The organism is Bordetella genomosp. 4 (genome assembly GCF_002261185.1).
Taxonomy (GTDB): domain Bacteria; phylum Pseudomonadota; class Gammaproteobacteria; order Burkholderiales; family Burkholderiaceae_B; genus Bordetella_A.
This window is the reverse complement of record NZ_NEVQ01000022.1, coordinates 408,278-428,748: the sequence shown is the minus strand read 5'-3', so window position 1 is coordinate 428,748 and position 20,471 is coordinate 408,278. Positions and strand designations below refer to the sequence as shown.

Genomic DNA, 20,471 nt, shown 5'->3' with positions numbered 1-20,471 from the left:
CTGTTCCTCACCATTTCTGCCTGGAGCTTTTCCGGACGGTCCCGAGCTTGAAGCACTTGCCCGAGAACTCTTTCCGCGTGTCGCTGTCGCGGATTTTGCTGATAACTTCGTTCTGGCAGTTTTGCTCGTTCACCTCCGGCATTTGCGCTTTCGAGCCGCCGAAGATCGAGACGCCTGCACCAACTACGACGACGACCAGGGCGATGACCGCGACATAGATTTTGACGTTCATCGGGGCGCCTCCTCACCATTTCTGCCCGGAGCTTTTCCGCACATCACCCGAGCGAAACTCCGTCGAACCCGCAGCCTTACGAGCTTTCTCGTCCAGATCGGCAGCGTTCTTGGCCGCAATGGCGTTCTGCTGCGCGAGCAGCAGGCCACGGATTTGCAGGAGCTGGTTGGCCTGGTGGCTGGCGAGCTGGTTGGCGTAGCCGATGGCTTCCATCTGCCCTTGCGCGCCCTGGGCTTTCGATTGCAACCGTTCGAGCTGGCGCGCGTCCGACTTGAGGTTTTCTTGCTGATCCTTGATGCCCTTGAACAGCGCATCGTTCGCGGCCTTTTGCGACTGCGATGCCAGCACGCGGGTTTTCTCCAGCGCTGCGCGTTCGGTGTCAGAGCAGCCGGCCGAGGTGAAGCATGGCGAGGACTTGTAATAGGAAACGTCCTGGAACTTGCCTAGGTAGGCATCCAGGCTACCGGCCTGATTGGTGAGGTTGTTCAGGGTGTCAATGGACTGCATTAGCCCGTTGATGGTGGACTGTGCCTGATCCCAAATGTAGGCCGCCGGCGCGACCGTGTTTTGCAGCATATTTTCGTACTGCTGCAACTGCGTTCGGTATTGCTCGATTTGCTTCTGGACCTGCGCAACCTGCTGAATCGCAGTGACAGTGGTTTGGGTCAGGTTGGTGCCATCGATAACCGGGATGCCTGCATGCACCGGCAACGCTATCAGGCTCATAATGGTGGCACATAGCAGGCCACGGGTGTTTCTTCTCATGATGTGCCGTCCTTTTTTAGCGGCTAAAAACTAGTTCGGCCCTTGGGCGCACCACACCCATCATGACCTTGCCAAGCTCGTCCTGCTTTTCCTCAATCTTCGTCAGCACGGCGAGGATCGTGGCATCACCGAACCGCGCCGTACGCAGGTCGTCGGTGAGCCAGAGTTTCAGCAGGCCGCCCAAGCGGCCCAGATCGCCATTGATGCGGGCCAGCTCGCGGACGTGCTCATAGTCCACGACGCCCGTGATCTTGTAGCCCTGGCCGACGGCCAGTAGGTAGGCCGACAGACTCATGCCGGCGGCCGCCGCCTTTTCCTCAATCGCTCTTCGTTCGTCTGGAAGGCAGTACACCTTGATAGGCGGGCTGCCCTTCCTGGTTGGCTTGGTTTCGTCAGCCATCCGCTTGCCCTCATCTGTTACACCGACGGTAGTCGGACCCGCCTCGCAGAGCAGGATTCCCGTTGAGCACCGCCAGGTGCGAATAAGGGACAGTGAAGAAGGAACGCCCGCGCGCGGGTGGGCCTACTTCACCTATCCTGCCCGCGCCACAGCCGCGTTTTTTGCATGTATCCAAGTTGGAATTCATCGCTATTGATCTGTATTTGATCCGTAGTGGCTCCACAATCGACAGAATCGCTATGCAATCGTGAAAAAATCGCTACAGAGTCGTGATAAAACCGGATTTTCCTACCGCTTTCCAACGCACGAAACCAACACTTTCCTTGCACTTTCCACACACTCGAAAAACAAGTTGAACGCCAAGGGAAAAGCCCATCAGCGCCCCTCAAGTGTCAATGAGCGCCAGCGATTTAGTTGGCACTCGATACTGAGCAGCTTTCAGCACATTCGTCAGCCAGGCGTCGCTTGGGTCTTGGTGTCGCGGACCAGCGAGCTTGGCCCGCTCGACCCCGGTGACGTTGACACTTGAGGGGCGCCCTTGTCGTAGTCTGACAACGTGGCGGAGCTGCACCGATTTCCTGCCACTCCCTCTTGGCGTCCAACGATCGGCCTTTGACCAATTAGCCAAACCTATCAGGGACTGGATCAACAAGATGCGAGCGGGCGGTGATTGCCCGCTCTTTCGTGGGTTTACCCACAAGCAAGGTCGCATTTTTCGTCCTATTGTTAGATACATATATCTATCTTGTTAGAGTGCCTGGGAGACACTATTTGGGACCTAGAAGGTTTCTACCGGATACCTGTGTGAATAACTTAGGTCTCAGCCAGATACGTGTCTGGTAGGCATGTGTATAAGTTCGTGGGCTTCGTCGTCCTCGATTTTTTGTCTCAACGACATCAGGAGTTTCCGCATTTCTTCGGGCAAACACGCGAACTCCTGCGCGTTGAAGATCACGGCATTACCGCTGGCATGCGTGACGTTGACCTGAAGCTTTTCGATGTGAACGATGCGTGAGCCCTCGTAGTTTCCGGACGCCAGGGCGTTTTTCAGGTCAGCCGTTGCCGCTTGGACGGTGGACGGCAGGTAGTCCCACGTTGCGACCGCAGTGGGCTTGCCTCGCTCATCACGGATGCACACCTTCTCGCGTAAGCGGTACTCGTTGCGTCGCCCTACACGCGTTTTGGTGATGTACCCAAAACGTTGCAGAGTCTGGAGCTCGCGAAGCACTTGGCTACGGCTGATGCCGGACTCGGTCATGATGGTGTCGATGGCAGGAAAGGCGCGTCCAGACTGGAAGTTGGTATGGGCTTTGATGACGAGGTACACGGTGACCGCATACGGACCCATGCGCGAGATGTCACCGGTTTGGATCATCGAGTGAAAAATATGAAACCAAGTGGTTTCAGCGTGTAAGAGGTCGGTCTGTGCGTCCATCGCTGGTCCCTCACGAATGATGGGCAGAGAACGCATCGTCGATCAACCGGGCGATGCCTTCGGTTCTGAAATACACCCGTCTGCCGATCTTGACCTTGGTCGAATTGATTTGGTCGGCCCAGTCGGATTGCGATGAGCTCAGGCTGATGCGTAGGCCGTCAGGGCTGCGATTCAACACTTCGGCCAATTGGCCGAGAGTCAGCAACACGGAATAGCGTTCTTTCAATGTGGCGAGGGTAGCGGACATCAGGTGGCTCCAGACGCTGTGTTTAATTACATCTAACAAGCGTAGTTTTGTCCTGGTTACGCTGAATGGCCCTGTAAAATTAATTCGTTAATCACTAGGTTCGAAAATAGAACGGCTGCGAATGAAAGATCGGTGCGCTGTCAGCGTTCAACCATCGCCTCGTCATCCTCGACGTGGTCGACCCGTTGGGTCGACGAAAACTCGTGAACAGGAGATGCAGGATCGCGTTCGTACCGTCGCGACGCTGAATCTTTTATTGGACAAAGTCTGCTGTGCAAATAACCTGGCGCAGTTCTCACGGTGGTTCGACGAGTGCATGCAAGCCCGATATCCTGGCCGCACCTGGGATACCAATGTCAGCAATAAATGGCGCAAAAATTTTTATGGCACCGTTGCCATGACGGAAGAGTGGGTGCAGTACCTGGATGAGTTATTTCCTGATGGGCGCTACTACAGCAGCCATGCGGCCTTGGATGAACCGGTGGCAAGCATCCCTGTCTATCCCTCTCCCGGCATGGCAAGCAATGCGACGGGCGCACTGGCGTTGTTTCGTGATGGCCCTGGGGGGCTGTGGAAAGCGATCTGGCAAAACAGTGATCTTGCTGCATGGGATTTCGCCAGCTACGAAGCCGCCTTAGGCGATCTCGAAATGAAGCTCTATAGTGATTTCGACTGCGGCGAGCCGATCACATATCAGGATCTCGCACGCGTGGTGTTGCTGTACCGTACTCAGCTGCCCAGAGACGATTATGTTGTATCTGCCTACCCGTTAGAGTGGGGTATTCGCGCGTACCTGTGCCTAAAGCTCGCGATCGCCGCGAATCAGCCAGACGAGCTGGGCGTGATGCCTGACATCGTGAACTATTTCGCGGATATCGAACTGGCGCGCATGAAGGCAGATGGTGATTACGCCTTTGCGATTCGCAAGGAGTGGATGCGACGCGGCATGTCCAGTGCTCCATCCGTCGGCGAGTACGTTATTAACCCGTTTTTATCGTTGTGGGATCAATGCGCGAACAAGCAAATTTGCGGACGCTACGCTAGATTAGCCTCACTTACGGATCGGTCGTTCCGGCCGGTGAAATAAGCCGGTTTTTCCGTGATTTTGGCCGGCATTTGGTGCTAAATTCCCGTCTGTGCCCGAGTGGTGAAATTGGTAGACGCAGGGGACTCAGAACAATTTGAGCCCTCAAGGGGAAACCCCTGAGGTGAAGCCCGTCAAACTCGGCGAAGGCCCTGGATCACGTATCCGAGCTAATGCCGAGCCAAGCCTGGCGGTTGAACGCCGGGAAGGTGTAGAGAGCAGACGGCGAGCACCTAAAGTCGAAAGACTAAGGTGAAGGCGTGCTCCAGACCACGAACGTTGTTTGCAAAGCGACGGCGGCGAAAGCCGAAGTGGTAAGAAAATCCCCCGCCGCAAGGCGTGCCAGTTCGATTCTGGCCTCGGGTACCATACGACAAATCCATTATCTAGTAATTGGACATCATTGTTATATATGGAGGTCGGCTGTGCTCGATATAGTAAAAAGCAGTATGGTTGGCTTGAGAATTCGCAAGAGGTGGTTTGCCTAGGGAGTACTAATCAGTGAGGTAGCTTCGGTGAAAGGGAAGCGAGTTCTTGTTCATACCAAGTCAGAAAGCACACTAGCTCTTGCTGACGATGCTTCGTATTAGGGATCACAGTTTTTAGAAAAAAGTAAAAATACAGGGCTAGAACTAGCACAAACAAAATCAGGAACGTCCGTCCTGATGTGATCATGTGATCTTGTGTGCTGACGGTGGTTAATATGCTGGTGATAATGGAAACTATCGCCGTTGCGCCAGCCCCCATGCTGACCGTTCGATTTTCGAGAAGACTCGCCTCTATTCGCAGGTTCTTGTGTGCGGCCGCGAGAGCTTCTAATCCAATGCCGCCTTTTAATAGGTCTTCTCGGAACATTAAATACCGTCTAAACCGATAATTTAGCCCAAAGCATTGGTCAAAACGTCCAAATGAACTTGTGATAGGGTGTTTGTCTGCAATTCGACAGCGAAAGTAGAGAAGGCTTGTTATGGCGGCGAACACTGCAATTCCGAAAAGCAAGTTTCGGCTCATCGAGGTATAGATAGCGCTCGCGACCAAGGAAGCAATAAAGGCTATGGTGAACGCTAAGAATAAGCGTCGATCTATGCTTCGTGAGAGCTTCCAGGCTTCCGTTATTGCTCGCCAATTGGATGCCTGATTAAAAGCATCGCTAATGATAGCTATCGGCTCTAGGGTTCGCCGTAGAGAGTTGTCTGATGGCGTGCTCACGTTGCCTCCCGATAAATTTGTTTGTAAGAATATTGGATTTTCGTTCTTGGGACTATCTTGATCCCTTGGTGCTTTTCTGTGCTGGGAATGCCATGCATTTATTTATCTAGCATGTCGAGCTTCCCCACCAAATCTTCAGCTCTTAAGTGCGTATACCTCTTCAGCATCTGCATAGATTTATGCCCACTGATAGCCGCCACCTCTTGATCTGACAGTCCAGCCTCGACCAACCGGCTGACCGCCTCATGCCTCAGGTCATGAAACCGGAAATCCGTCAGCCCAGCCTCTTTCTTGGCGTCAGTCCAAGCCTTGTCGAATAGATATGGCCGTCGCACGCCATCACGGCCAGGTTCACCGAAAAACACTAGGTCGGTCTCACGTGGGCGAGTCGGGTTATCTATAGCAGCTTGAAATGCTGCCGTAGCGGCCTTCGTTAAGGGCACAGTTCGCGGCGAAGAGTTTTTCGTGATGTCCAGCCGTACAACGCGCCTTTGTAGGTCTACCTGGCCAAGACGTAGACCACCGATTTCAGAGAGCCGCATCCCCGTTTCCAGGGCGATTCGTACGATCCAGCTAAACATCGGGTTGGAGTAGGCATCCACAGCCGCCAACAGCCGCTTGTTTTCTGCGGGCGTTAGTCGACGGTTGCGGCCAGCACCGGGAGCAGGGCGTCGAATCTGGGACACGGGATTGAAAGGCAGGCCCAGCCCCCATTCTTTGATCGCAATGGTGAACAGGTGGCTTAGCAACGCGAGTTCCAGGCGCACAGTGTTGTTGCTGCGTGGAACCAGCTTGCCGTTCTCGTCAGGATCGCCCGCCAGTCGCATGTCGCGATACTGCGCCACAATATCGGCACTCAGGGCGGCTAATGAGTATTTCCCAAGGTGCTTTAGCAGCGGCTGGGCTTTTTTGTGCTCAGAGGCGCGTGTCGATTCCCGCTTGGAGGGCGTGACTTCCCGTAGGTAGCGTGTTAGTGCCGACTCGAGTGTCATGCGCTCACCCGGGGCTCGTTGAATGTAGACCCCGCGCACCATCTCGTCTTCAGTCCGCCGCGCCCAATCCTCAGCATCGCGTTTGGTGCGAAATGTTTTAGACGAAGTCGGCCAGCCAGTCTTTCGAATGACGGCTTTCCATGTTCCTGAAGGTGTCTTAACAATAGTAGCCATGCGTGTAAAAGCTCCGAAAGTACACTCGGTGCTTCGCCACTGTACCGAAACTGTACCTGGCTCACAAACTTGGAAAATCCCCTGGTGTCAGGGCAAGACGAAAAATCGCGCTAGAGGCTTGTAAATACTAGGGATTTTTGAGTGGTGCCCGGGGCCGGAATCGAACCGGCACGCCTTGCGGCGGGGGATTTTGAGTCCCCTGCGTCTACCAATTTCACCACCCGGGCTAGGAGGTCGCTAGCAGTCTGATGACTTGCTGCGGGAGATGCGAAGACAGCGATTGTATGCTGTTTTTAAAAAAATGTCAGCTCGCCCCAATTCTCGTCCACGAGACCTGAAAATCTCCTGCGCCCAACACGCAATACTCACCCCCACCTATGTCAAATATTCACAACAATCGCAACGGATCGTTGCTTGGCGCGTTATAAAGCCTACTTGGATGGCAAGGGCTCCCCATAAATGCCCTAGACCGTCACGCCGCTAACAGAGGAAGCCTGAGTAATATGAAGCGCAGTAATTCGCCATCGATCTCGTCGCCGTGTCGGTTTTTGGCGGTGCTGGCGATAGTCATGTTAGGTGCCTGCTCATCAACTCCTCCGGCACCGCAGACCTCTGGAAACACCGGCCCCGTAGCCTATCTAAAGGCAAGCAACGGCACTAACAACACGCGTATCCCAGGTAGCCCCCGGTCTGTACTGGAACTACATGTGATCGAGGGCCGTCACCATGTCGAGCCGGTCGCGCAATGCGACCAGATCTATACCGGTACGGCTCTGGGCGGCGGCACGGCGCGCGAACTGCAGGTCGTGCTGTGCGATGGTGACTGGAATAACGACGGGGAATACTGGCTGATCAGCGAGGCGGGCGTTGTCAGCGTCCGCCGTGTTTCTGCCGGCAACTATCAGCAGACCGTCTTGGAATACCGCCTGCGCGATACAAAGGCGCGCGCCATTGCCAAGAGGGATTAGCCATCCCTCCGTTCGCGATTACGCCCGCTTTCTCTCAGGCAAGAACCAATTCATCACCAACGCGCAGATCCCGCCGGTAGCTACCCCCGACTCCAGCACACTGCTCAGCGCATGCGGCAAATGCGACAGGATCTCCGGCACCTGCGATACCCCCAGCCCCAGGGCCAGCGACACCGAGATGATCAACAACGCCCGGCGATCCAGCTGAATGCTCGCCAGGATATTGATCCCCGCCGCCGCGACGGCGCCGAACATCACCATGGCAGCACCACCCAACACCGGCTCCGGCACGGCCTGCAGCGCCCCAGCCACGGCAGGAAACAGCCCCAGCACGATCAGCATCCCGGCAATCCAGATCCCTACGTGGCGGCTGGCGATGCCCGTCAGCTGAATCACGCCGTTATTCTGCGCAAACACCGAGCTGGGAAAGGTGTTGAACACGCCCGCCAACAGCGAATTCACGCCATTGACCAGCACGCCGCCCTTGATCCGCTGCATCCATAGGGGGCCTTCGACAGGCTGCTTGGAAACCTTGCTGGTAGCGGTGACGTCGCCAATCGCCTCGAGCGAGGTGACCAAATAGATGATCAGCATGGGCACAAACAGCGACCACGAGAATCCCAATCCGAAATGCAACGGCACCGGGATCTGGAACAGGGCAGCCTCGCGCGCGCCGGTGAAATCCAATCGTCCCATGTAGGCGGCGGCGATATAACCGACGATCAGCGCGATGACCAGCGCCGTGCTGCGGATCCAGACGATGGGCAGACGGTTCAGCAGGATGATGGTGCCCAGCACCAGACCGGACAGGGTCAGGTTTTCTGCGCTGGCGAATGTGCCGTCTTTCATGGCGTTGTAGCCGCCGCCCATGCTGATGAGGCCGACTTTGATGAGGGTCAGGCCGATCAAGAGGACGACGATGCCGGTGACGAGCGGGGTGATCAGCCGTTTGACGAACGGCAGGATGCGGCTGATAAAGATCTCGACAAAGGATCCCGCGATGACGACGCCGAACATGGTGGCGAGCACCGTTTCGACCGGGGTGCCGGATTTGACCATGGCCGAGCCGGCGGTGATCAGGGGCACGACGAAGTTGAAACTCGTGCCCTGCACGATGAGCAGGCCTGCGCCCAGCGGGCCGAATCGGCGGCACTGGATATAGGTGGCGATGCCGGAGACGACCAGCGACATCGAGACAATCAGGGTGGTGTCGCGGACGCTGACGCCCAGGGCCTGGCAGATCAGCAGGCCAGGGGTGACGATGGGCACCAGGATGGCCAGCAAGTGCTGCAGGGCGGCGACAAAGGCGACTGGCGCGGCGGGACGGTCGTCAGGACCGTAGACCAGGTCGTGCGCAGGGACGTCGTCGTCCGCAGCGCTGTGAGGGGCGGTTTGGGTGAGAGAGGCAGGTTGCATGAGCGGGCGCCGGCCGGCTGGGGAAAATGGGAATGGGCGGGATTTTAGCGAGGCAGCGGGCTGCCTGTCTGGGGGAATGCCTTTTTTTGGCGCTCGCAGGGCGGTTTGGCATGGGAAAAATGCCGGAAAAACCACAAAAAGGCTCAAAAAAGGGCTGGTTTAGAGGTCGGTCTGATCCGGGTCTCGCCTGACGGCGGTCTTGAAACCCTGGTCGTCACCCCCATATTGTGGGGGTTTCTCAGGTTTCGTCCTGGCGAATTGCGCGGATGTCCCCCGGTTTTTTGGGGGGGGCTGATCAGATTCGCGGGGCTGTTCCATTTCTCTCTTGTTTTTCTGACCGTTAAAACTATGAGCCAAACCGCCACGTCTTCCAATTCTGAAACCCTGGGGTTCCAGGCCGAGGTAAAGCAACTGCTGCACCTGATGATCCACTCGCTCTACAGCAACAAGGAAATTTTCCTGCGCGAGCTGGTTTCTAACGCGTCGGATGCTTGCGACAAGCTGCGTTTCGAGGCGATTGACCAGCCGGGGCTGCTGGATGGCGATAGTGAGCTGGCGATCCGGGTGGACTACGACAAGGACGCGCGCACGATCACGATCTCTGATAACGGGATCGGCCTGTCGCGCGACGAGGCGATCGCCAATCTGGGTACGATCGCACGCTCGGGTACGCGTGAGTTTTTCTCGCAATTGACCGGCGACAAGCAGAAAGACGCGCAACTGATTGGTCAGTTTGGCGTGGGCTTTTATTCTTCGTTCATCGTGGCAGACAAGGTCACGGTGGTCAGCCGCCGTGCCGGCAGCGATGAGGCGATCCGTTGGGAATCCGATGGCCAGGGCGAGTTCAGCATCGCTGCCGCGGAAAAGGCCACGCGCGGCACGGATGTGACGCTGCATCTGCGTGCAGACGAAGACGAGTTCCTGAATGGCTGGAAACTGCGCGAGATCCTGCGCCGCTATTCCGACCATATCTCGCTGCCGATCCGCATGTTCAAGGAAGAATGGGATTCGGAAAAGAGCGCACAGGTCAAGACCGAAGAACTGGAAACGGTGAACCAGGCCAACGCGCTGTGGACGCGCAGCAAGGGCGATGTCACCGACGAACAGTATCGCGAGTTCTACAAGACGGTCTCGCATGACTATGACGACCCGCTGGCCTGGACGCACAATCGCGTCGAGGGCCGCAGCGAATACACGCAGCTGTTGTATGTGCCGAAACACGCACCGTTCGATCTGTGGGATCGTGATGGCCGCCGCGGTGTGAAGCTCTACGTCAAGCGCGTATTCATCATGGACGATGCAGAGCAATTGCTGCCGTCGTACCTGCGCTTTGTGCGTGGCGTGATTGATTCGGCGGATCTGCCGTTGAACGTGTCGCGCGAGATTTTGCAGGAAAGCCGTGATGTGCGTGCGATCCGCGAGGGTTCGGCGAAACGCATTCTGTCCCTGCTCGAAGATATGGCCGAGAACAAGGCCGAAGACTACGCGACGTTCTGGACGGAATTCGGTCAGGTGCTGAAGGAAGGCACGGGCGAGGATACGGGCAATATCGAGCGTATTGCAAAGCTGCTGCGTTTCGCTTCGACGCACACGGGCGATGCGATTCAGAATGTCTCGTTTGCCGATTATGTGTCGCGCATGAAGGAAGGCCAGGACAAGATTTACTACGTCACGGCTGATACCTTTGCCGCCGCGAGCAATAGCCCGCATCTGGAGATTTTCCGCAAGAAGGGCATCGAGGTGCTGTTGTTGTCGGATCGCGTTGACGAGTGGATGCTGTCGTATCTGCGCGAGTTTGATGGCAAGTCGCTGGTGTCGGTGGCCAAGGGCGGTCTGGATCTGGCCGAGCTGGCGGACGAGGACGAGAAGAAGCATCAAGCCGAGATTGAGGAAACCTTTAAGCCGCTGGTCGAGCGTCTGAAAAAGACGTTGGAGGATCAGGTCAAAGAGGTGCGCGTGACGCTGCGTCTGGTGGACTCGCCGGCGTGCGTGGTGGTGGGGCAGAACGAACTCAGCCCGCATTTGCTGCGCATGCTAAAGGCCGCGGGCCAAGAGGCGCCGGATGTGAAACCGGTGTTGGAGATCAACCCCGAGCATGCTTTGATCGCGCGTGTGCGTGATGCTGATGATAGCGAGTTCGATCAATGGGCTCGTCTGTTGTTGGATCAGGCCTTGTTGGCTGAAGGCGCTCAGATTGCGGATCCGGCGGCGTTTGTGAAGAGGTTGAATGCGTTGTTGTTGAAGTAAGTGGGCGGCCTCTGTTTTTGAAGCAGAGGCGCGTGCATCATTACTGTGCCGCGTTTTGGCTTTAGCCGGATGCGGGTGCACCCCAGAGATCAAATATCGATTTCTGGGGTGTTTTGTTTTTGGGCGGACGAAGTTTGGTGAGGGTTTGTTTGAGGTGTTCTATAGAGAAGCTGCCGGTGTCGACCGCGAGTTTATCTACAGCGATTTTCGCAGCGGCAAATTGAATGCTTTTTCAAAAGCGGCATATCCGCGGGGTGTGATGGTGACCGCGCGTGTGCCTGATAGTCGTCTGACCCAATCCTGTTTTACGTAGTGAGATAACAAGGCGGTGCCCAGGGTGCCGGCCAAATGATGACGGCGTTCGCTCCAGTCCAGACAGGCGCGGCAGAATACGCGAGAGGATTTGCGAGGTTTGGAGTCGATGTTGAGGCTGGCGATGTCCATGCCCAGGGCTTGGAGCGCGGTGATGTCTTTGGTGGTGAGGGCGCCTGCTTCTGCTGTCAGCTCGATATGCCCCGCATCGATCATGCTGTCGGTGATCGCCACGGCAATTTCACCGGCCAGATGGTCGTAGCATGTGCGGGCGTAACGTAGAGCCTTGTCGCGCGGGCCGGTGATGACGCGGGGACCTCGCGCCGCGGAACCTCGTTCGCGCTCGATGGAGACGGACATGATTTGCTCCAGCATGCGGGCGACGGAGGGCGTGGCGAGGCGGTGATAGTGATGGCGGCCTTGTTTTTCCCGGGCTAATAGTCCTGCGTCAGTCAGCTTTGCTAGATGTCCGCTGGCGGTCTGCGGCGAGATGCCTGCGATGTGGGCGAGCTCGGAGGCGGTCAGGGCGCGGCCGTCCATCAGGGCGGCGAGCATGTTCGCGCGCGCCAGGTCGCCGATGAGGGCGGCGGTTTCGGCGAGTGAGGCGGTGCTGACCATGACGGCTCCTGTGATGAATCCAGTGATAGGTTCGGTATAAGTCCCGTGATAAACCCCATCCGCGGGTTTCGGTCAGCTTAGCAATTTTTCTGCTGGCGATACTACGGTCTGGGCCGTAGCATAGGCGCGTCGACACACGGCACAGTGTGGGCTCTGATTCTTTGGAGCGTTTGCGTGATGGTTAATGAATTTGCCTTGCCGCAGTATCGCTTTTTCGGGCCCTGGGTGATTCGGGCGGCGTTTGTGCTGGCCATGTTTGGCTGGGGGGTAGGTTTTTACGGGCCTTCAATCTATCTGGCCGAGGTGATTGCGCGCACAGGATGGTCGCTGCAATGGGTGTCGACGGCAGTGACGGTGCACTTTTTGTTCGGCGCATTGGTGGTGGCGAATTTGCCTCGGGTGCATGCCCGGTTGGGATTGGCGCCGAGTATTGCGTTGGGGGCGGTGTGTACGGCGCTGGGTGTGTTTGGCTGGGCGATGGCTGCGCAACCGTGGCAATTGTTTGTGGCGGCCCTGGTCAGCGGCTCGGGTTGGGTGATGATGGGGGCGGTAGCGGTCAATGCGGTGATTGCGCGGTGGTACGCCGCGGGCCGGCCCTCTGCGCTGGCCAAGGCATATAACGGCGCCAGTATCGGTGGGGCGATTTTTGCGCCCTTGTGGGTGGCGCTGATACAAGGCCTGGGGTTTCCTGCAGCAGCGGCGTTGGTTGGCGTGGTGATGATCACTGTCATCGCGGCGTTGAGTGTCGCGGTTTTTTCCAAGACGCCGCAAACCCTGGGGCAATCGCTGGATGGCCGCGTAACTGCGCACGAGACTGTAGGCAAGGCGTCCGCATCAGCGCGTGGCGTGCTGTCGGGCAAGGCACTGTGGCGGGATCGCGCCTTTGTCACGTTGTCGTTAGGGATGGCGATCGGCTTGTTTGCACAGATTGGTTTGCTGGCGCATCTGTTCAAGCTGTTGGTGCCGACGCTCGGTGCGCAACCGGCAGGGTGGTTGATGGGGGGCGGCACGGCGTGCGCCATTATCGGCCGTATGGTGGCGGCTCGGGCGATGGGATATGTGGGAGATCGACGCACGATCGCGGCGGCTAGCTACAGCATGCAGGCGCTGGGTTCGGCGGTGTTGTTGTGTGCGCCGGCAGGCACTGTCTGGCCGCTGGTGCTAGGTGTGGTGTTGTTGGGGGCTGGTATAGGTAATGCCACGTCGTTGCCCCCGTTGATCGCGCAAACGGACTTTGCATCGCAGGATGTACCGCGTGTGGTGGCGCTGATTGTGGCGATCAGTCAGGGGACTTATGCGTTTGCGCCGGCTATTTTTGGTGTGTTGCAGGGGCCTACGGTCGATGTGTCGGCGGGCATGGCCCATCATGCAAGTGCGTTGTTTGCGACGGCGATGGTGATTCAGCTGATTGCTGCCGTCGTATTTTTGCTAGGCCGGCGTCGGGTGCTGGATTAGTACGCGGATGGAGATGCGATTGGCAACGGGCTGCGGGTAAATGGTGGCGGCAGGCAGGATGCGAGACGACAGGAAAATGCGGTATTGGCATGCTCGATCGGTGCCAATGACAATGCGGCAGTTTCGCGAAATCCGTTGCTGGACGCAAAGCTGACTCCCATGCTTTGCGTCCGCCTTGATATCAATTAGCCTTGAATCCCGTCGTCTTGACGACGGCGGACCAGCGTTTGGCTTCGCTGTCCAGCAGGCGTTGCAGATCTTGGCGCGTGGATCCCACCACGATAAAGCCTGCATCTCCCAATGTTTTTGCGGCTTCGGGGGTTCGTAGCGCAGCCGCGCTTTCTGTTTGCAGACGATCCAGAATGTCTGCGGGTGTGCCTGCTGGAGCGAACAGGGCAAACCACGCACCGAAATCGACTTTGCCGTATCCGGCCTGGGCAAAGGTCGGCACGCCAGGCAATGCGCTGGACGGCTTGGCACCAGTGATAGCCAGGGCACGCATTTTGCCGCCTTTTACCTGAGGCGCCGCTAAGGCGGTGGTGACAAACTCGGCCTGTACGCTGCCCGATACCAATCCAGACACGGCGTCGCCGGTGGATCGGTAATGGACCGGTTCGATTTGCATGCCGACTTCGCGTGCGAATAGTTCAGCGCCAAAATGGCCCGGTGTGCCTGCGCCGAATGTGCCAAAGTTCACGCGGTCTTTCGAGGCCTTGCCGGCTTTGATGAAGTCTGCCAACGTTTGATAGGGCGAGGTCGCCGGCACGACCAGGACGAAATCGGCGCGTACAACTTCGGATATGGGCGCAAAGTCTTTGGCCGGGTCGTAGTTCAGGTTGTTGTACGTGGCGGGTGAAATGCTGATGGAGCCGACTTCGCCTAACAGCAGGGTGTAGCCATCAGCGGGGCTGCGCGCGACGGTTTGTGCTGCGATTTGCCCACCGGCACCCGCACGATTTTCCACGACGACGCTTTGTTTCAGACGCTCGCCTAGCTGTTGCGAGAGCGTGCGGGCAACAATGTCGGGCCCTGTGCCGGGTGGAAAGCCGACGTTGAGGCGAATGGGCGCGTTGGGATACTGTGCGAGGGCGATGGCGGGCAAGCACAGCATGGCTGTGACGAGCAGTCGGCGCAAGGGGGATGGCATGGGATGTCTCCGTGTCGGTGATGTGAGCTGCCAGTACGTTGCTGGTGGCGATAAGTATTAATGGAACGGGGGGGGGCGAGCGTGGCGATGGGTGCGGCTGGTAGAGCCGTCCATGCTTTCTCAGCAAACCCGGTAAAAGCACAACGCAACGTGATCAGGAAAGCGCGCACCGGTACCGATGAAGATCTGTTCGTGCAACCAGCTCAGTTCGGGTGCGGCCGTTTCGAATCGTGGATAGCTGCGAAAGTAGATGCACGATGGATCGACTTTTTCGCCACGGGCCAGTTTCGCGATGTCTTCGGCGCTGCCGGTGCGGATGCCTGTGTTCTCGACATATACGCGATGACCCTCGGTCGTTTCGATGACGTAGCGTGCGTGAATATCGGTATACGTGGCTGAACGGATCGACTGAAAATCCGCGCCGCCGGGCAGGATGGTGCCGTTGAGCTTGGGGCCTGTGACGGTGCCGCCCAGAATCGGAATGACGCGGCGGCGGCCTTGTGGCGTGTCTCCGACCTCTTGCGGCGGGCCGACTTGTACGTGCAGCGTGGCGAGGTGTTCGAGTTTCGGAGGTGTGGGCTCGGTTGGATTAACGGCGCTCATGGTTTTTCTCCGGTATGACGGCGCAGTGCGGCGGGGTCAAAGCCTGCCAGCTGCTTGTAGCGCAGCGATACGGCTTGCAGTTCGTGTTCGGGGATGACGTCGGCAATGTTGGCAAAGCCTTGCGGGGCGCGCTCTTCGGCCATTTGCATGACTTGCTCTGGGCCGTTCAGGCGATTACGCAGTACGATGCCGGCCGTGCGCGGCAGGCGTTCGGCTTCGTATTCGAGCAGGGCGGTTTCCAATGCGCGGACTTTGCCTTGCTGGGCTTGGCTGAGGCAATCGGCCAGGCAGCGTGCGTCCAGAATGGCTTGGGCCGAACCATTCGAGCCGATGGGGTACATGGGATGCGCGGCATCGCCTAGCAAGGTGAGACGGCCCTTGGTCCAGCGCGGCAAGGGATCGCGGTCAACCAGGGGGAATTCGTAAATGGCCTGCGCGCCGTCGATGATCGAGGGAATATCAATCCAGTCCCAGCGCCAGTCGGCGAATCGATCGGCAAAGACGGATTTGTCGACGCGGCGATTCCAATCTGTGGCGGGCAGCGTCGCGTCTGGAATGGCGAGTTCGGCGATCCAGTTGATGAGAGAACGGCCCTCGCGATACAAGGGCGCCGAGATCGGATAGCAGACGAATTTCTGATCCTGATGGCCTGCCATGAACATCGTGCGGCCATCCAGATAGGGCGTAGCCTCGGTGACTGCGCGCCACAGCATGCGGCCGGAGAAACGGGGTTCGTCGCCAGTGGGATAAAACTGTTTGCGTAGGGCAGAGTGGATGCCATCGGCGCCGATTACGGCATCACCCACTGCGGTATGCAAGGAACCGTCGGTGCGGCTGCGAAAATGCGCGCGCGCTGTGATGCCGTCATTCTCGGCCGATTCCAACACCATTCCGGTGACAATGGCATCGTGCCCCAGGCGCGCGCGTACTGCCTCGGCTAGCAACATCTGGAATTCGCCACGGTGTATCGAGAATTGAGGCAGCGGATAGCCTGCGTTCAGGCCACGCGGTTCCTGCCAAATGGCTTGGCCGAACTTGTTGTAGTAGTGCAGGGCGGATGTGGGGATGGCGTGTTCGGCGAGCGTGTTCAGCAGACCCAGCGGTTCCAGCTCGTTCACCGCATGGGGCAGCAGGTTGATGCCTACGCCTAACGGACGCAGTTCTTGCGTGCTTTCATAGACGCGGCAATTGATGCCTCGCTGATGCAGCATCAGGGCCAGCGTCAGTCCACCTATGCCGCCGCCGGCAATCACGATATTCATAAAGTCTCTCTCCGACTTGCTGTCGTAGCTCACGCACGAATTTTATATTGTTATGTACCATAACAAATTGGGCGTGAGAGTCGGCACTGGGACTAACCCGTAATGGGGTGGGCCTGGAGGCCGAGGACGGACCGCGGAGCCTGGATTCATCGAAGTATCGGGTCTTGTCATCCGTGGGCGGTTCACTCGCTTTTCGGGCGGTATGTAGCGCTAGGCTCCCGTCTGCGGTAGTGTGTAGGTCCTTTTTTTATTTCACTCATGGCGTGCTATGCCCTCAGCTTCTGCATCGCGACCGCGTCGGCCATCGGCCCGTGGCGAACATTTTGATCCGCATGTCGCGGGCATCGAATATGGTGCGCTGGATTCGCTGGTGGGCTATGCGATCCGGAGAGCGCAGATCCTGATCTACGAGGATTTTCTGGCGGCGCTGGAGCCCTGGGACATTACGCCACAGCGATTCTCGGCTTTGACGCTGATTGCATCGAATGCCGAATTGAAGCTCACCGATCTGGCGCGGATTCTCGGTATTGCCCGGTCGGGAGCCGTGCAATTAGTCGATCAGCTGCAGGCGATGGGCTACGTCACGCGTCGCGACGCCGTGGCAGACAAACGAGCCTACGCCTTGACGCTGACGCCGGCCGGGCGACGCGCACACGCCAGTATCACTCGGGCGGTGCAGGCCCACGATCAACGTATCAGTGCGCAGTTGAGTGATGTGGAACGCAAGCAGTTGATTGCGTTGTTGGGGCGGGTTGGATAAATCAATATTCCCGATCGGGAATAATCATGGGAATTCTACGCGTCGTACATTTTAAAATTACCGATCGGGAAATTTTTGATTAAAACGTCGCTTTTTTTGAATAAAATTCCTGAGCGGTAATTTTTTATAGCCAATCATCCATCAAACTCTCTAGAATTACCGATCGGGAATTAGCAAGGGTAATCATGACAACCGACTCTATGCCCATCGATGTGTACGCGCCGACCAAAGTCCGTACTTCTGCCGAGCTAGGCAAACTCGTCAAAGCCGTGCGGGCCGAACAAGCGTTATTGCAGGTCGACTTGGCCGGACTCGCGGGGACTGGTAACCGGTTTGTCGTTGATCTGGAGCGGGGCAAACCCACACTGCAGTTGCAGAAGGTGCTCGACATGTTGGATCTGCTCGGGTTGGAGGTGGTGATTCAGCGCAAACGCGGAGACTTTTGATGGCGACGGTCGATGCGTTAGACGTCTATGCCGCCGGACGATGCGTTGGGCGTCTTTTTGACGACCAGCCGTTGAGGTTCCGCTATGACCCTGCTTGGTTGGCTTGGTCTGAGGCTCGCCCGATCGCACCGGATTTGCCCTTGGGCGAGCAGGATCTGGTGGGCGATCATGTGTTCGCGTATTTCGAGAACTTGTTGCCAGAGGGCAACCTCCGGCGTTTGTTATCTGTCAGCCGCCATGCCAGTACGGTATTCGGACTCTTGCGCAGTGTGGGCGGTGATACTGCAAGCGGTGTGACGATTTTGCCTCAGGGCGAAAAACCCGCACCCCCCAGTTATCGGCCGACGAGTTGGGCGGAGATCGCGCAGCGGATGCAACAGGCAGTTGTTCCGGCGTTAGTCGCGGAGAATGCGGAGGGTACGCGCGTTTCTCTGGCGGGGGCACAAGACAAACTGCTGTTGATGGTGTTGCCGGACGGCTCACCCGCGATTCCAGAAGGCACGGCACCATCCACGCACATTCTCAAGCCCGATATTCGGGGGCTTGATGGTGTCTGGTCATCGGCATTGAATGAAACGATGGTGATGAAACTGGCTGCGATGTTGCAGCTCGGTGCTGCCGAGGTCGAATATCAGCCCGATACGCGCGCTTGTCTGGTGCGCCGATATGATCGCAGGCCTGATGGCGCAGGAGGGTTGGCCCGATTACATCAGTTGGATTTGTGCCAATTGGCGGGAACGCCATCGGAGGTCAAGTACGAGGCCGATGGCGGACCGACTCTGGCGCAATGTCGGGAGATCATGCGGCGTATGGGGGTGACGGCACAGGATGTGCAGCGTTTTGTGCGCTGGGTACTCTTTAATTTATTTGTGGGTAATAACGATAGTCATGCCAAGAATCTTTCGGTGATACAAGATGCGAGAGATGCTTGGAGGCTGACGCCGTTCTACGATTTGATGTGCACGGCTATTTATCCAGGATTGTCGCGACAGTTTGCGTTTCGGATTGGCGGTGAGATGCTGCCGGGCAAGATTGGGATGAGCCAGTTGCAGGCGCTGGGGCGGGATCTGGGTGTTTCTGGTCGTTATGTGTTGCGCGCGGCGCGAGAGTTGGCAGATGAATTGCCTGCGGCGCTAGAGAAGGTAGTTGCAGAGCTGCGAGGGCAGACTCGGGCGGGGACTGAGCATACGTTGCTGGAGCGACTGGAGCAGTGGATTCGGGGGAATACGCGCAAGCATGTGGCTCGGTGGGAGTAACGGGAGGTGCGGCAGCGTGTGCGCATCGGGCGTTTCTATTAGGCCGTCCCTGTCGGTCGCCTGCAAGCCGCACCGGGCCTATCGCGGCGACTCGGCCCGTTAGCAAGGGCCTCGGCCTCGCTGCGCGAGGCTAAATCGCCGCTCAACGGCCCGGTGCGGCTTGCAGGCGACCGACAGGGACTCGTAGTAGTGGCATGCCGAGGCAGTGCTGACGGGGGGGCGGGTTACGACAGCGGCAGCGTCAGCACGCCTTGGGTCGCCGGGCGCATCATCAGGCGCCGGTACCAGACGTTCAGTGCGGGCGTCGCGGGGCGCTCGATGGGCATTGCCAGCCAGCGGTGAGCGACGCAGCCCAGGACGATGTCGGCCATGGTGAGATGGCTGCCGATGATGTATTCCTTTTGCTGCAGGGCGTTTTCCAGGATCAGGCCCAGGTCGTTGGTTTTACGCGTTGATGCTTCGATGACGGCATGGTCGCGTTTGTCTTCCGGGGTGCGGATCAGGCCTAGAAATGCGGGGCCCATGGCGGGTTGCCATTCGGTGGCGGTCCAGTCCATCCAGCGGTCGGCCTGGGCGCGTACGGCGACGTCGGTGGGCCAGAGGGTGCCTTCGCTGTAGCGTGCCGCCAGATAGCGGACGATGGCGTTGGATTCCCACAGGATCAGGCCGCCGTCGTCGATGACGGGGACTTTGCGGTTGGGGTTCATGGCGCCGTATTCGGGCGTGTCCAGGCCACCGAATTTGCCGCCGACTTGTTCCGTGGTGTGCGGCAGCGCGAGTTCGCGCACGGTCCACATGACTTTTTGTACATTGACCGAGCTCGAACGTCCCCAGATTTTCAACATGATGGTTCCTTAGGTTTGCGGCGCAAGTTGGCGCCGCGCAAAGCCAGTCATACGACCAAAGCGCGACCACTTGAATGCGGGCCCGGGGTCGGTCTTGCGCCCCGGGGCAATGTGTTCGTGGCCCCACGCCGCGCGCAGCGGATAGCGGGCGCGCAACACGCGGGTCAGTTTGGCCAGGCTGGTGTACTGGGCATCAGTGTAGGGCAGGATGTCCGTGCCCTCGAGTTCGATACCCAGGGAAAAATCATTGCAGCGTTCGCGGTTTTCAAAGCGAGAAACGCCAGCGTGCCAAGCCCGCTTGTCGGTCGATACGAATTGTACGATCTGGCCGTCACGCCTGATGAAAAAATGCGCAGATACTCGCAGGCCGCGCAGTCGTTCGAGCCAAGGGTGGGCTGCGTAGTCCAGGCGGTTCAGAAACAAATCGGCGACGTGCGGGCCGCCAAATTGGTTCGGTGGCAGGCTGATGTTGTGGATGACCAGTAAGGAAACCGTGGACCCGGCAGGGCGCGCGTCATGGTTGGGCGAGGGTAGCAGGCGCACAGCAGGAGCAGGCCTCAGCCACCCGTGTCGATCAAGCTGTAAAGACATAGATGCG

At 58.0% G+C, this 20,471-nt stretch carries 20 protein-coding genes and 1 tRNA gene; 7 read left to right on the top strand and 14 right to left on the bottom strand.

The window, feature by feature from the left end; all coding sequences use genetic code 11:
* Positions 1 to 7: 7 nt before the first annotated feature.
* The 5 genes from trbK to CAL20_RS23215 all read right to left on the bottom strand — a co-directional run bounded on the left by trbK (position 8) and on the right by CAL20_RS23215 (position 3,079).
* A complete protein-coding gene (trbK, locus tag CAL20_RS23235) occupies positions 8 to 232 on the bottom strand; it encodes an entry exclusion lipoprotein TrbK (protein WP_094839147.1) in 225 nt (74 codons plus the stop codon).
* Between the two features lie 12 nt (positions 233 to 244).
* A complete protein-coding gene (trbJ, locus tag CAL20_RS23230; RefSeq protein WP_094839146.1) occupies positions 245 to 997 on the bottom strand; it encodes a P-type conjugative transfer protein TrbJ in 753 nt (250 codons plus the stop codon).
* Between the two features lie 16 nt (positions 998 to 1,013).
* Positions 1,014 to 1,397, bottom strand: a complete 384-nt coding sequence (traJ, locus tag CAL20_RS23225) for a conjugal transfer transcriptional regulator TraJ (protein ID WP_094839145.1) — start codon at positions 1,395 to 1,397, stop codon at positions 1,014 to 1,016.
* An 820-nt stretch (positions 1,398 to 2,217) separates the two neighbouring features.
* Complete coding sequence (locus tag CAL20_RS23220) at positions 2,218 to 2,832, bottom strand: helix-turn-helix domain-containing protein (protein ID WP_094839144.1); 615 nt, start codon at positions 2,830 to 2,832, stop codon at positions 2,218 to 2,220.
* Between the two features lie 10 nt (positions 2,833 to 2,842).
* Positions 2,843 to 3,079, bottom strand: coding sequence for a hypothetical protein (locus tag CAL20_RS23215; RefSeq protein WP_094839143.1), 237 nt, complete (start codon positions 3,077 to 3,079; stop codon positions 2,843 to 2,845).
* Positions 3,080 to 3,293: 214 nt separating this feature from the next.
* Between CAL20_RS23215 and CAL20_RS23210 the strand changes: the two genes are divergently transcribed.
* The gene (locus CAL20_RS23210) at positions 3,294 to 4,166 is read left to right on the top strand and encodes a hypothetical protein (RefSeq protein ID WP_094839142.1); all 873 of its coding nucleotides are present in this window, start codon (positions 3,294 to 3,296) and stop codon (positions 4,164 to 4,166) included.
* Between the two features lie 1,304 nt (positions 4,167 to 5,470).
* Here CAL20_RS23210 and CAL20_RS23200 read toward each other — a convergent pair.
* Both CAL20_RS23200 and CAL20_RS23195 read right to left on the bottom strand, forming a co-directional pair.
* The gene (locus CAL20_RS23200; RefSeq protein ID WP_094839140.1) at positions 5,471 to 6,538 is read right to left on the bottom strand and encodes a site-specific integrase; all 1,068 of its coding nucleotides are present in this window, start codon (positions 6,536 to 6,538) and stop codon (positions 5,471 to 5,473) included.
* A 142-nt stretch (positions 6,539 to 6,680) separates the two neighbouring features.
* Positions 6,681 to 6,765, bottom strand: a tRNA-Leu gene (locus CAL20_RS23195).
* A 480-nt stretch (positions 6,766 to 7,245) separates the two neighbouring features.
* Here CAL20_RS23195 and CAL20_RS23190 point away from each other — a divergent pair.
* A complete protein-coding gene (locus CAL20_RS23190) occupies positions 7,246 to 7,506 on the top strand; it encodes a hypothetical protein (protein ID WP_094839139.1) in 261 nt (86 codons plus the stop codon).
* Positions 7,507 to 7,524: 18 nt separating this feature from the next.
* Here CAL20_RS23190 and CAL20_RS23185 read toward each other — a convergent pair whose 3' ends face one another.
* Positions 7,525 to 8,922 carry a nucleobase:cation symporter-2 family protein gene (locus CAL20_RS23185; protein ID WP_094839138.1) on the bottom strand — a complete coding sequence of 466 codons (1,398 nt, stop codon included), beginning with the start codon at positions 8,920 to 8,922 and terminating at the stop codon, positions 7,525 to 7,527.
* A gap of 348 nt (positions 8,923 to 9,270) precedes the next feature.
* Here CAL20_RS23185 and htpG point away from each other — a divergent pair, with 348 nt between their 5' ends.
* On the top strand, positions 9,271 to 11,169 hold the full coding sequence (htpG, locus tag CAL20_RS23180; RefSeq protein WP_094823443.1) for a molecular chaperone HtpG: 1,899 nt from the start codon (positions 9,271 to 9,273) through the stop codon (positions 11,167 to 11,169).
* A 195-nt stretch (positions 11,170 to 11,364) separates the two neighbouring features.
* On the opposite strand, the gene CAL20_RS23175 is transcribed toward htpG, so the two are convergent.
* On the bottom strand, positions 11,365 to 12,099 hold the full coding sequence (locus CAL20_RS23175; RefSeq protein WP_094839137.1) for an ArsR/SmtB family transcription factor: 735 nt from the start codon (positions 12,097 to 12,099) through the stop codon (positions 11,365 to 11,367).
* 177 nt (positions 12,100 to 12,276) lie between these two features.
* Between CAL20_RS23175 and CAL20_RS23170 the strand changes: the two genes are divergently transcribed.
* Positions 12,277 to 13,554 carry an MFS transporter gene (locus CAL20_RS23170; protein ID WP_179266728.1) on the top strand — a complete coding sequence of 426 codons (1,278 nt, stop codon included), beginning with the start codon at positions 12,277 to 12,279 and terminating at the stop codon, positions 13,552 to 13,554.
* Positions 13,555 to 13,735: 181 nt separating this feature from the next.
* Here the strand turns inward: CAL20_RS23170 and CAL20_RS23165 are convergent, their stop codons facing one another.
* The 3 genes from CAL20_RS23165 to CAL20_RS23155 form a co-directional block, all read right to left on the bottom strand.
* Positions 13,736 to 14,701 (bottom strand): Bug family tripartite tricarboxylate transporter substrate binding protein, encoded by a 966-nt coding sequence (locus CAL20_RS23165; protein ID WP_094839136.1) that lies wholly within the window; start codon positions 14,699 to 14,701, stop codon positions 13,736 to 13,738.
* Positions 14,702 to 14,821: 120 nt separating this feature from the next.
* On the bottom strand, positions 14,822 to 15,304 hold the full coding sequence (locus tag CAL20_RS23160; RefSeq protein WP_094839135.1) for a DUF3237 domain-containing protein: 483 nt from the start codon (positions 15,302 to 15,304) through the stop codon (positions 14,822 to 14,824).
* The gene (locus CAL20_RS23155; RefSeq protein ID WP_094839134.1) at positions 15,301 to 16,566 is read right to left on the bottom strand and encodes a flavin-dependent oxidoreductase; all 1,266 of its coding nucleotides are present in this window, start codon (positions 16,564 to 16,566) and stop codon (positions 15,301 to 15,303) included. Before CAL20_RS23155 ends, CAL20_RS23160 begins: the two co-directional genes overlap by 4 nt.
* 268 nt (positions 16,567 to 16,834) lie before the next feature.
* Between CAL20_RS23155 and CAL20_RS23150 the strand changes: the two genes are divergently transcribed.
* The 3 genes from CAL20_RS23150 to CAL20_RS23140 all read left to right on the top strand — a co-directional run bounded on the left by CAL20_RS23150 (position 16,835) and on the right by CAL20_RS23140 (position 19,028).
* The gene (locus CAL20_RS23150) at positions 16,835 to 17,326 is read left to right on the top strand and encodes a MarR family winged helix-turn-helix transcriptional regulator (RefSeq protein WP_094823438.1); all 492 of its coding nucleotides are present in this window, start codon (positions 16,835 to 16,837) and stop codon (positions 17,324 to 17,326) included.
* A 185-nt stretch (positions 17,327 to 17,511) separates the two neighbouring features.
* Positions 17,512 to 17,772 carry a transcriptional regulator gene (locus CAL20_RS23145; RefSeq protein ID WP_254924372.1) on the top strand — a complete coding sequence of 87 codons (261 nt, stop codon included), beginning with the start codon at positions 17,512 to 17,514 and terminating at the stop codon, positions 17,770 to 17,772.
* On the top strand, positions 17,772 to 19,028 hold the full coding sequence (locus CAL20_RS23140) for a type II toxin-antitoxin system HipA family toxin (RefSeq protein WP_094839133.1): 1,257 nt from the start codon (positions 17,772 to 17,774) through the stop codon (positions 19,026 to 19,028). The genes CAL20_RS23145 and CAL20_RS23140 overlap by 1 nt, the downstream gene beginning before the upstream one ends.
* Positions 19,029 to 19,252: 224 nt before the next feature.
* Here CAL20_RS23140 and CAL20_RS23135 read toward each other — a convergent pair whose 3' ends face one another.
* Complete coding sequence (locus tag CAL20_RS23135; RefSeq protein ID WP_094823435.1) at positions 19,253 to 19,873, bottom strand: glutathione S-transferase family protein; 621 nt, start codon at positions 19,871 to 19,873, stop codon at positions 19,253 to 19,255.
* Positions 19,874 to 19,882: 9 nt separating this feature from the next.
* Positions 19,883 to 20,464: a 1,6-anhydro-N-acetylmuramyl-L-alanine amidase AmpD gene (gene ampD, locus CAL20_RS23130; protein ID WP_094823434.1), complete on the bottom strand. Its 582-nt coding sequence runs from the start codon at positions 20,462 to 20,464 to the stop codon at positions 19,883 to 19,885.
* Positions 20,465 to 20,471: the final 7 nt, after the last annotated feature.

Coding starts and splice junctions, on each gene's coding strand:
- trbK (WP_094839147.1), bottom strand. CDS start 232: ATGAACGTCAAAATCTATGTCGCGGTCATCGCCCTGGTCGTCGTCGTA.
- trbJ (WP_094839146.1), bottom strand. CDS start 997: ATGAGAAGAAACACCCGTGGCCTGCTATGTGCCACCATTATGAGCCTG.
- traJ (WP_094839145.1), bottom strand. CDS start 1,397: ATGGCTGACGAAACCAAGCCAACCAGGAAGGGCAGCCCGCCTATCAAG.
- CAL20_RS23220 (WP_094839144.1), bottom strand. CDS start 2,832: ATGGACGCACAGACCGACCTCTTACACGCTGAAACCACTTGGTTTCAT.
- CAL20_RS23215 (WP_094839143.1), bottom strand. CDS start 3,079: ATGTCCGCTACCCTCGCCACATTGAAAGAACGCTATTCCGTGTTGCTG.
- CAL20_RS23210 (WP_094839142.1), top strand. CDS start 3,294: ATGCAGGATCGCGTTCGTACCGTCGCGACGCTGAATCTTTTATTGGAC.
- CAL20_RS23200 (WP_094839140.1), bottom strand. CDS start 6,538: ATGGCTACTATTGTTAAGACACCTTCAGGAACATGGAAAGCCGTCATT.
- CAL20_RS23185 (WP_094839138.1), bottom strand. CDS start 8,922: ATGCAACCTGCCTCTCTCACCCAAACCGCCCCTCACAGCGCTGCGGAC.
- htpG (WP_094823443.1), top strand. CDS start 9,271: ATGAGCCAAACCGCCACGTCTTCCAATTCTGAAACCCTGGGGTTCCAG.
- CAL20_RS23175 (WP_094839137.1), bottom strand. CDS start 12,099: ATGGTCAGCACCGCCTCACTCGCCGAAACCGCCGCCCTCATCGGCGAC.
- CAL20_RS23170 (WP_179266728.1), top strand. CDS start 12,277: ATGGTTAATGAATTTGCCTTGCCGCAGTATCGCTTTTTCGGGCCCTGG.
- CAL20_RS23165 (WP_094839136.1), bottom strand. CDS start 14,701: ATGCCATCCCCCTTGCGCCGACTGCTCGTCACAGCCATGCTGTGCTTG.
- CAL20_RS23160 (WP_094839135.1), bottom strand. CDS start 15,304: ATGAGCGCCGTTAATCCAACCGAGCCCACACCTCCGAAACTCGAACAC.
- CAL20_RS23155 (WP_094839134.1), bottom strand. CDS start 16,566: ATGAATATCGTGATTGCCGGCGGCGGCATAGGTGGACTGACGCTGGCC.
- CAL20_RS23150 (WP_094823438.1), top strand. CDS start 16,835: ATGCCCTCAGCTTCTGCATCGCGACCGCGTCGGCCATCGGCCCGTGGC.
- CAL20_RS23145 (WP_254924372.1), top strand. CDS start 17,512: ATGACAACCGACTCTATGCCCATCGATGTGTACGCGCCGACCAAAGTC.
- CAL20_RS23140 (WP_094839133.1), top strand. CDS start 17,772: ATGGCGACGGTCGATGCGTTAGACGTCTATGCCGCCGGACGATGCGTT.
- CAL20_RS23135 (WP_094823435.1), bottom strand. CDS start 19,873: ATGTTGAAAATCTGGGGACGTTCGAGCTCGGTCAATGTACAAAAAGTC.
- ampD (WP_094823434.1), bottom strand. CDS start 20,464: ATGTCTTTACAGCTTGATCGACACGGGTGGCTGAGGCCTGCTCCTGCT.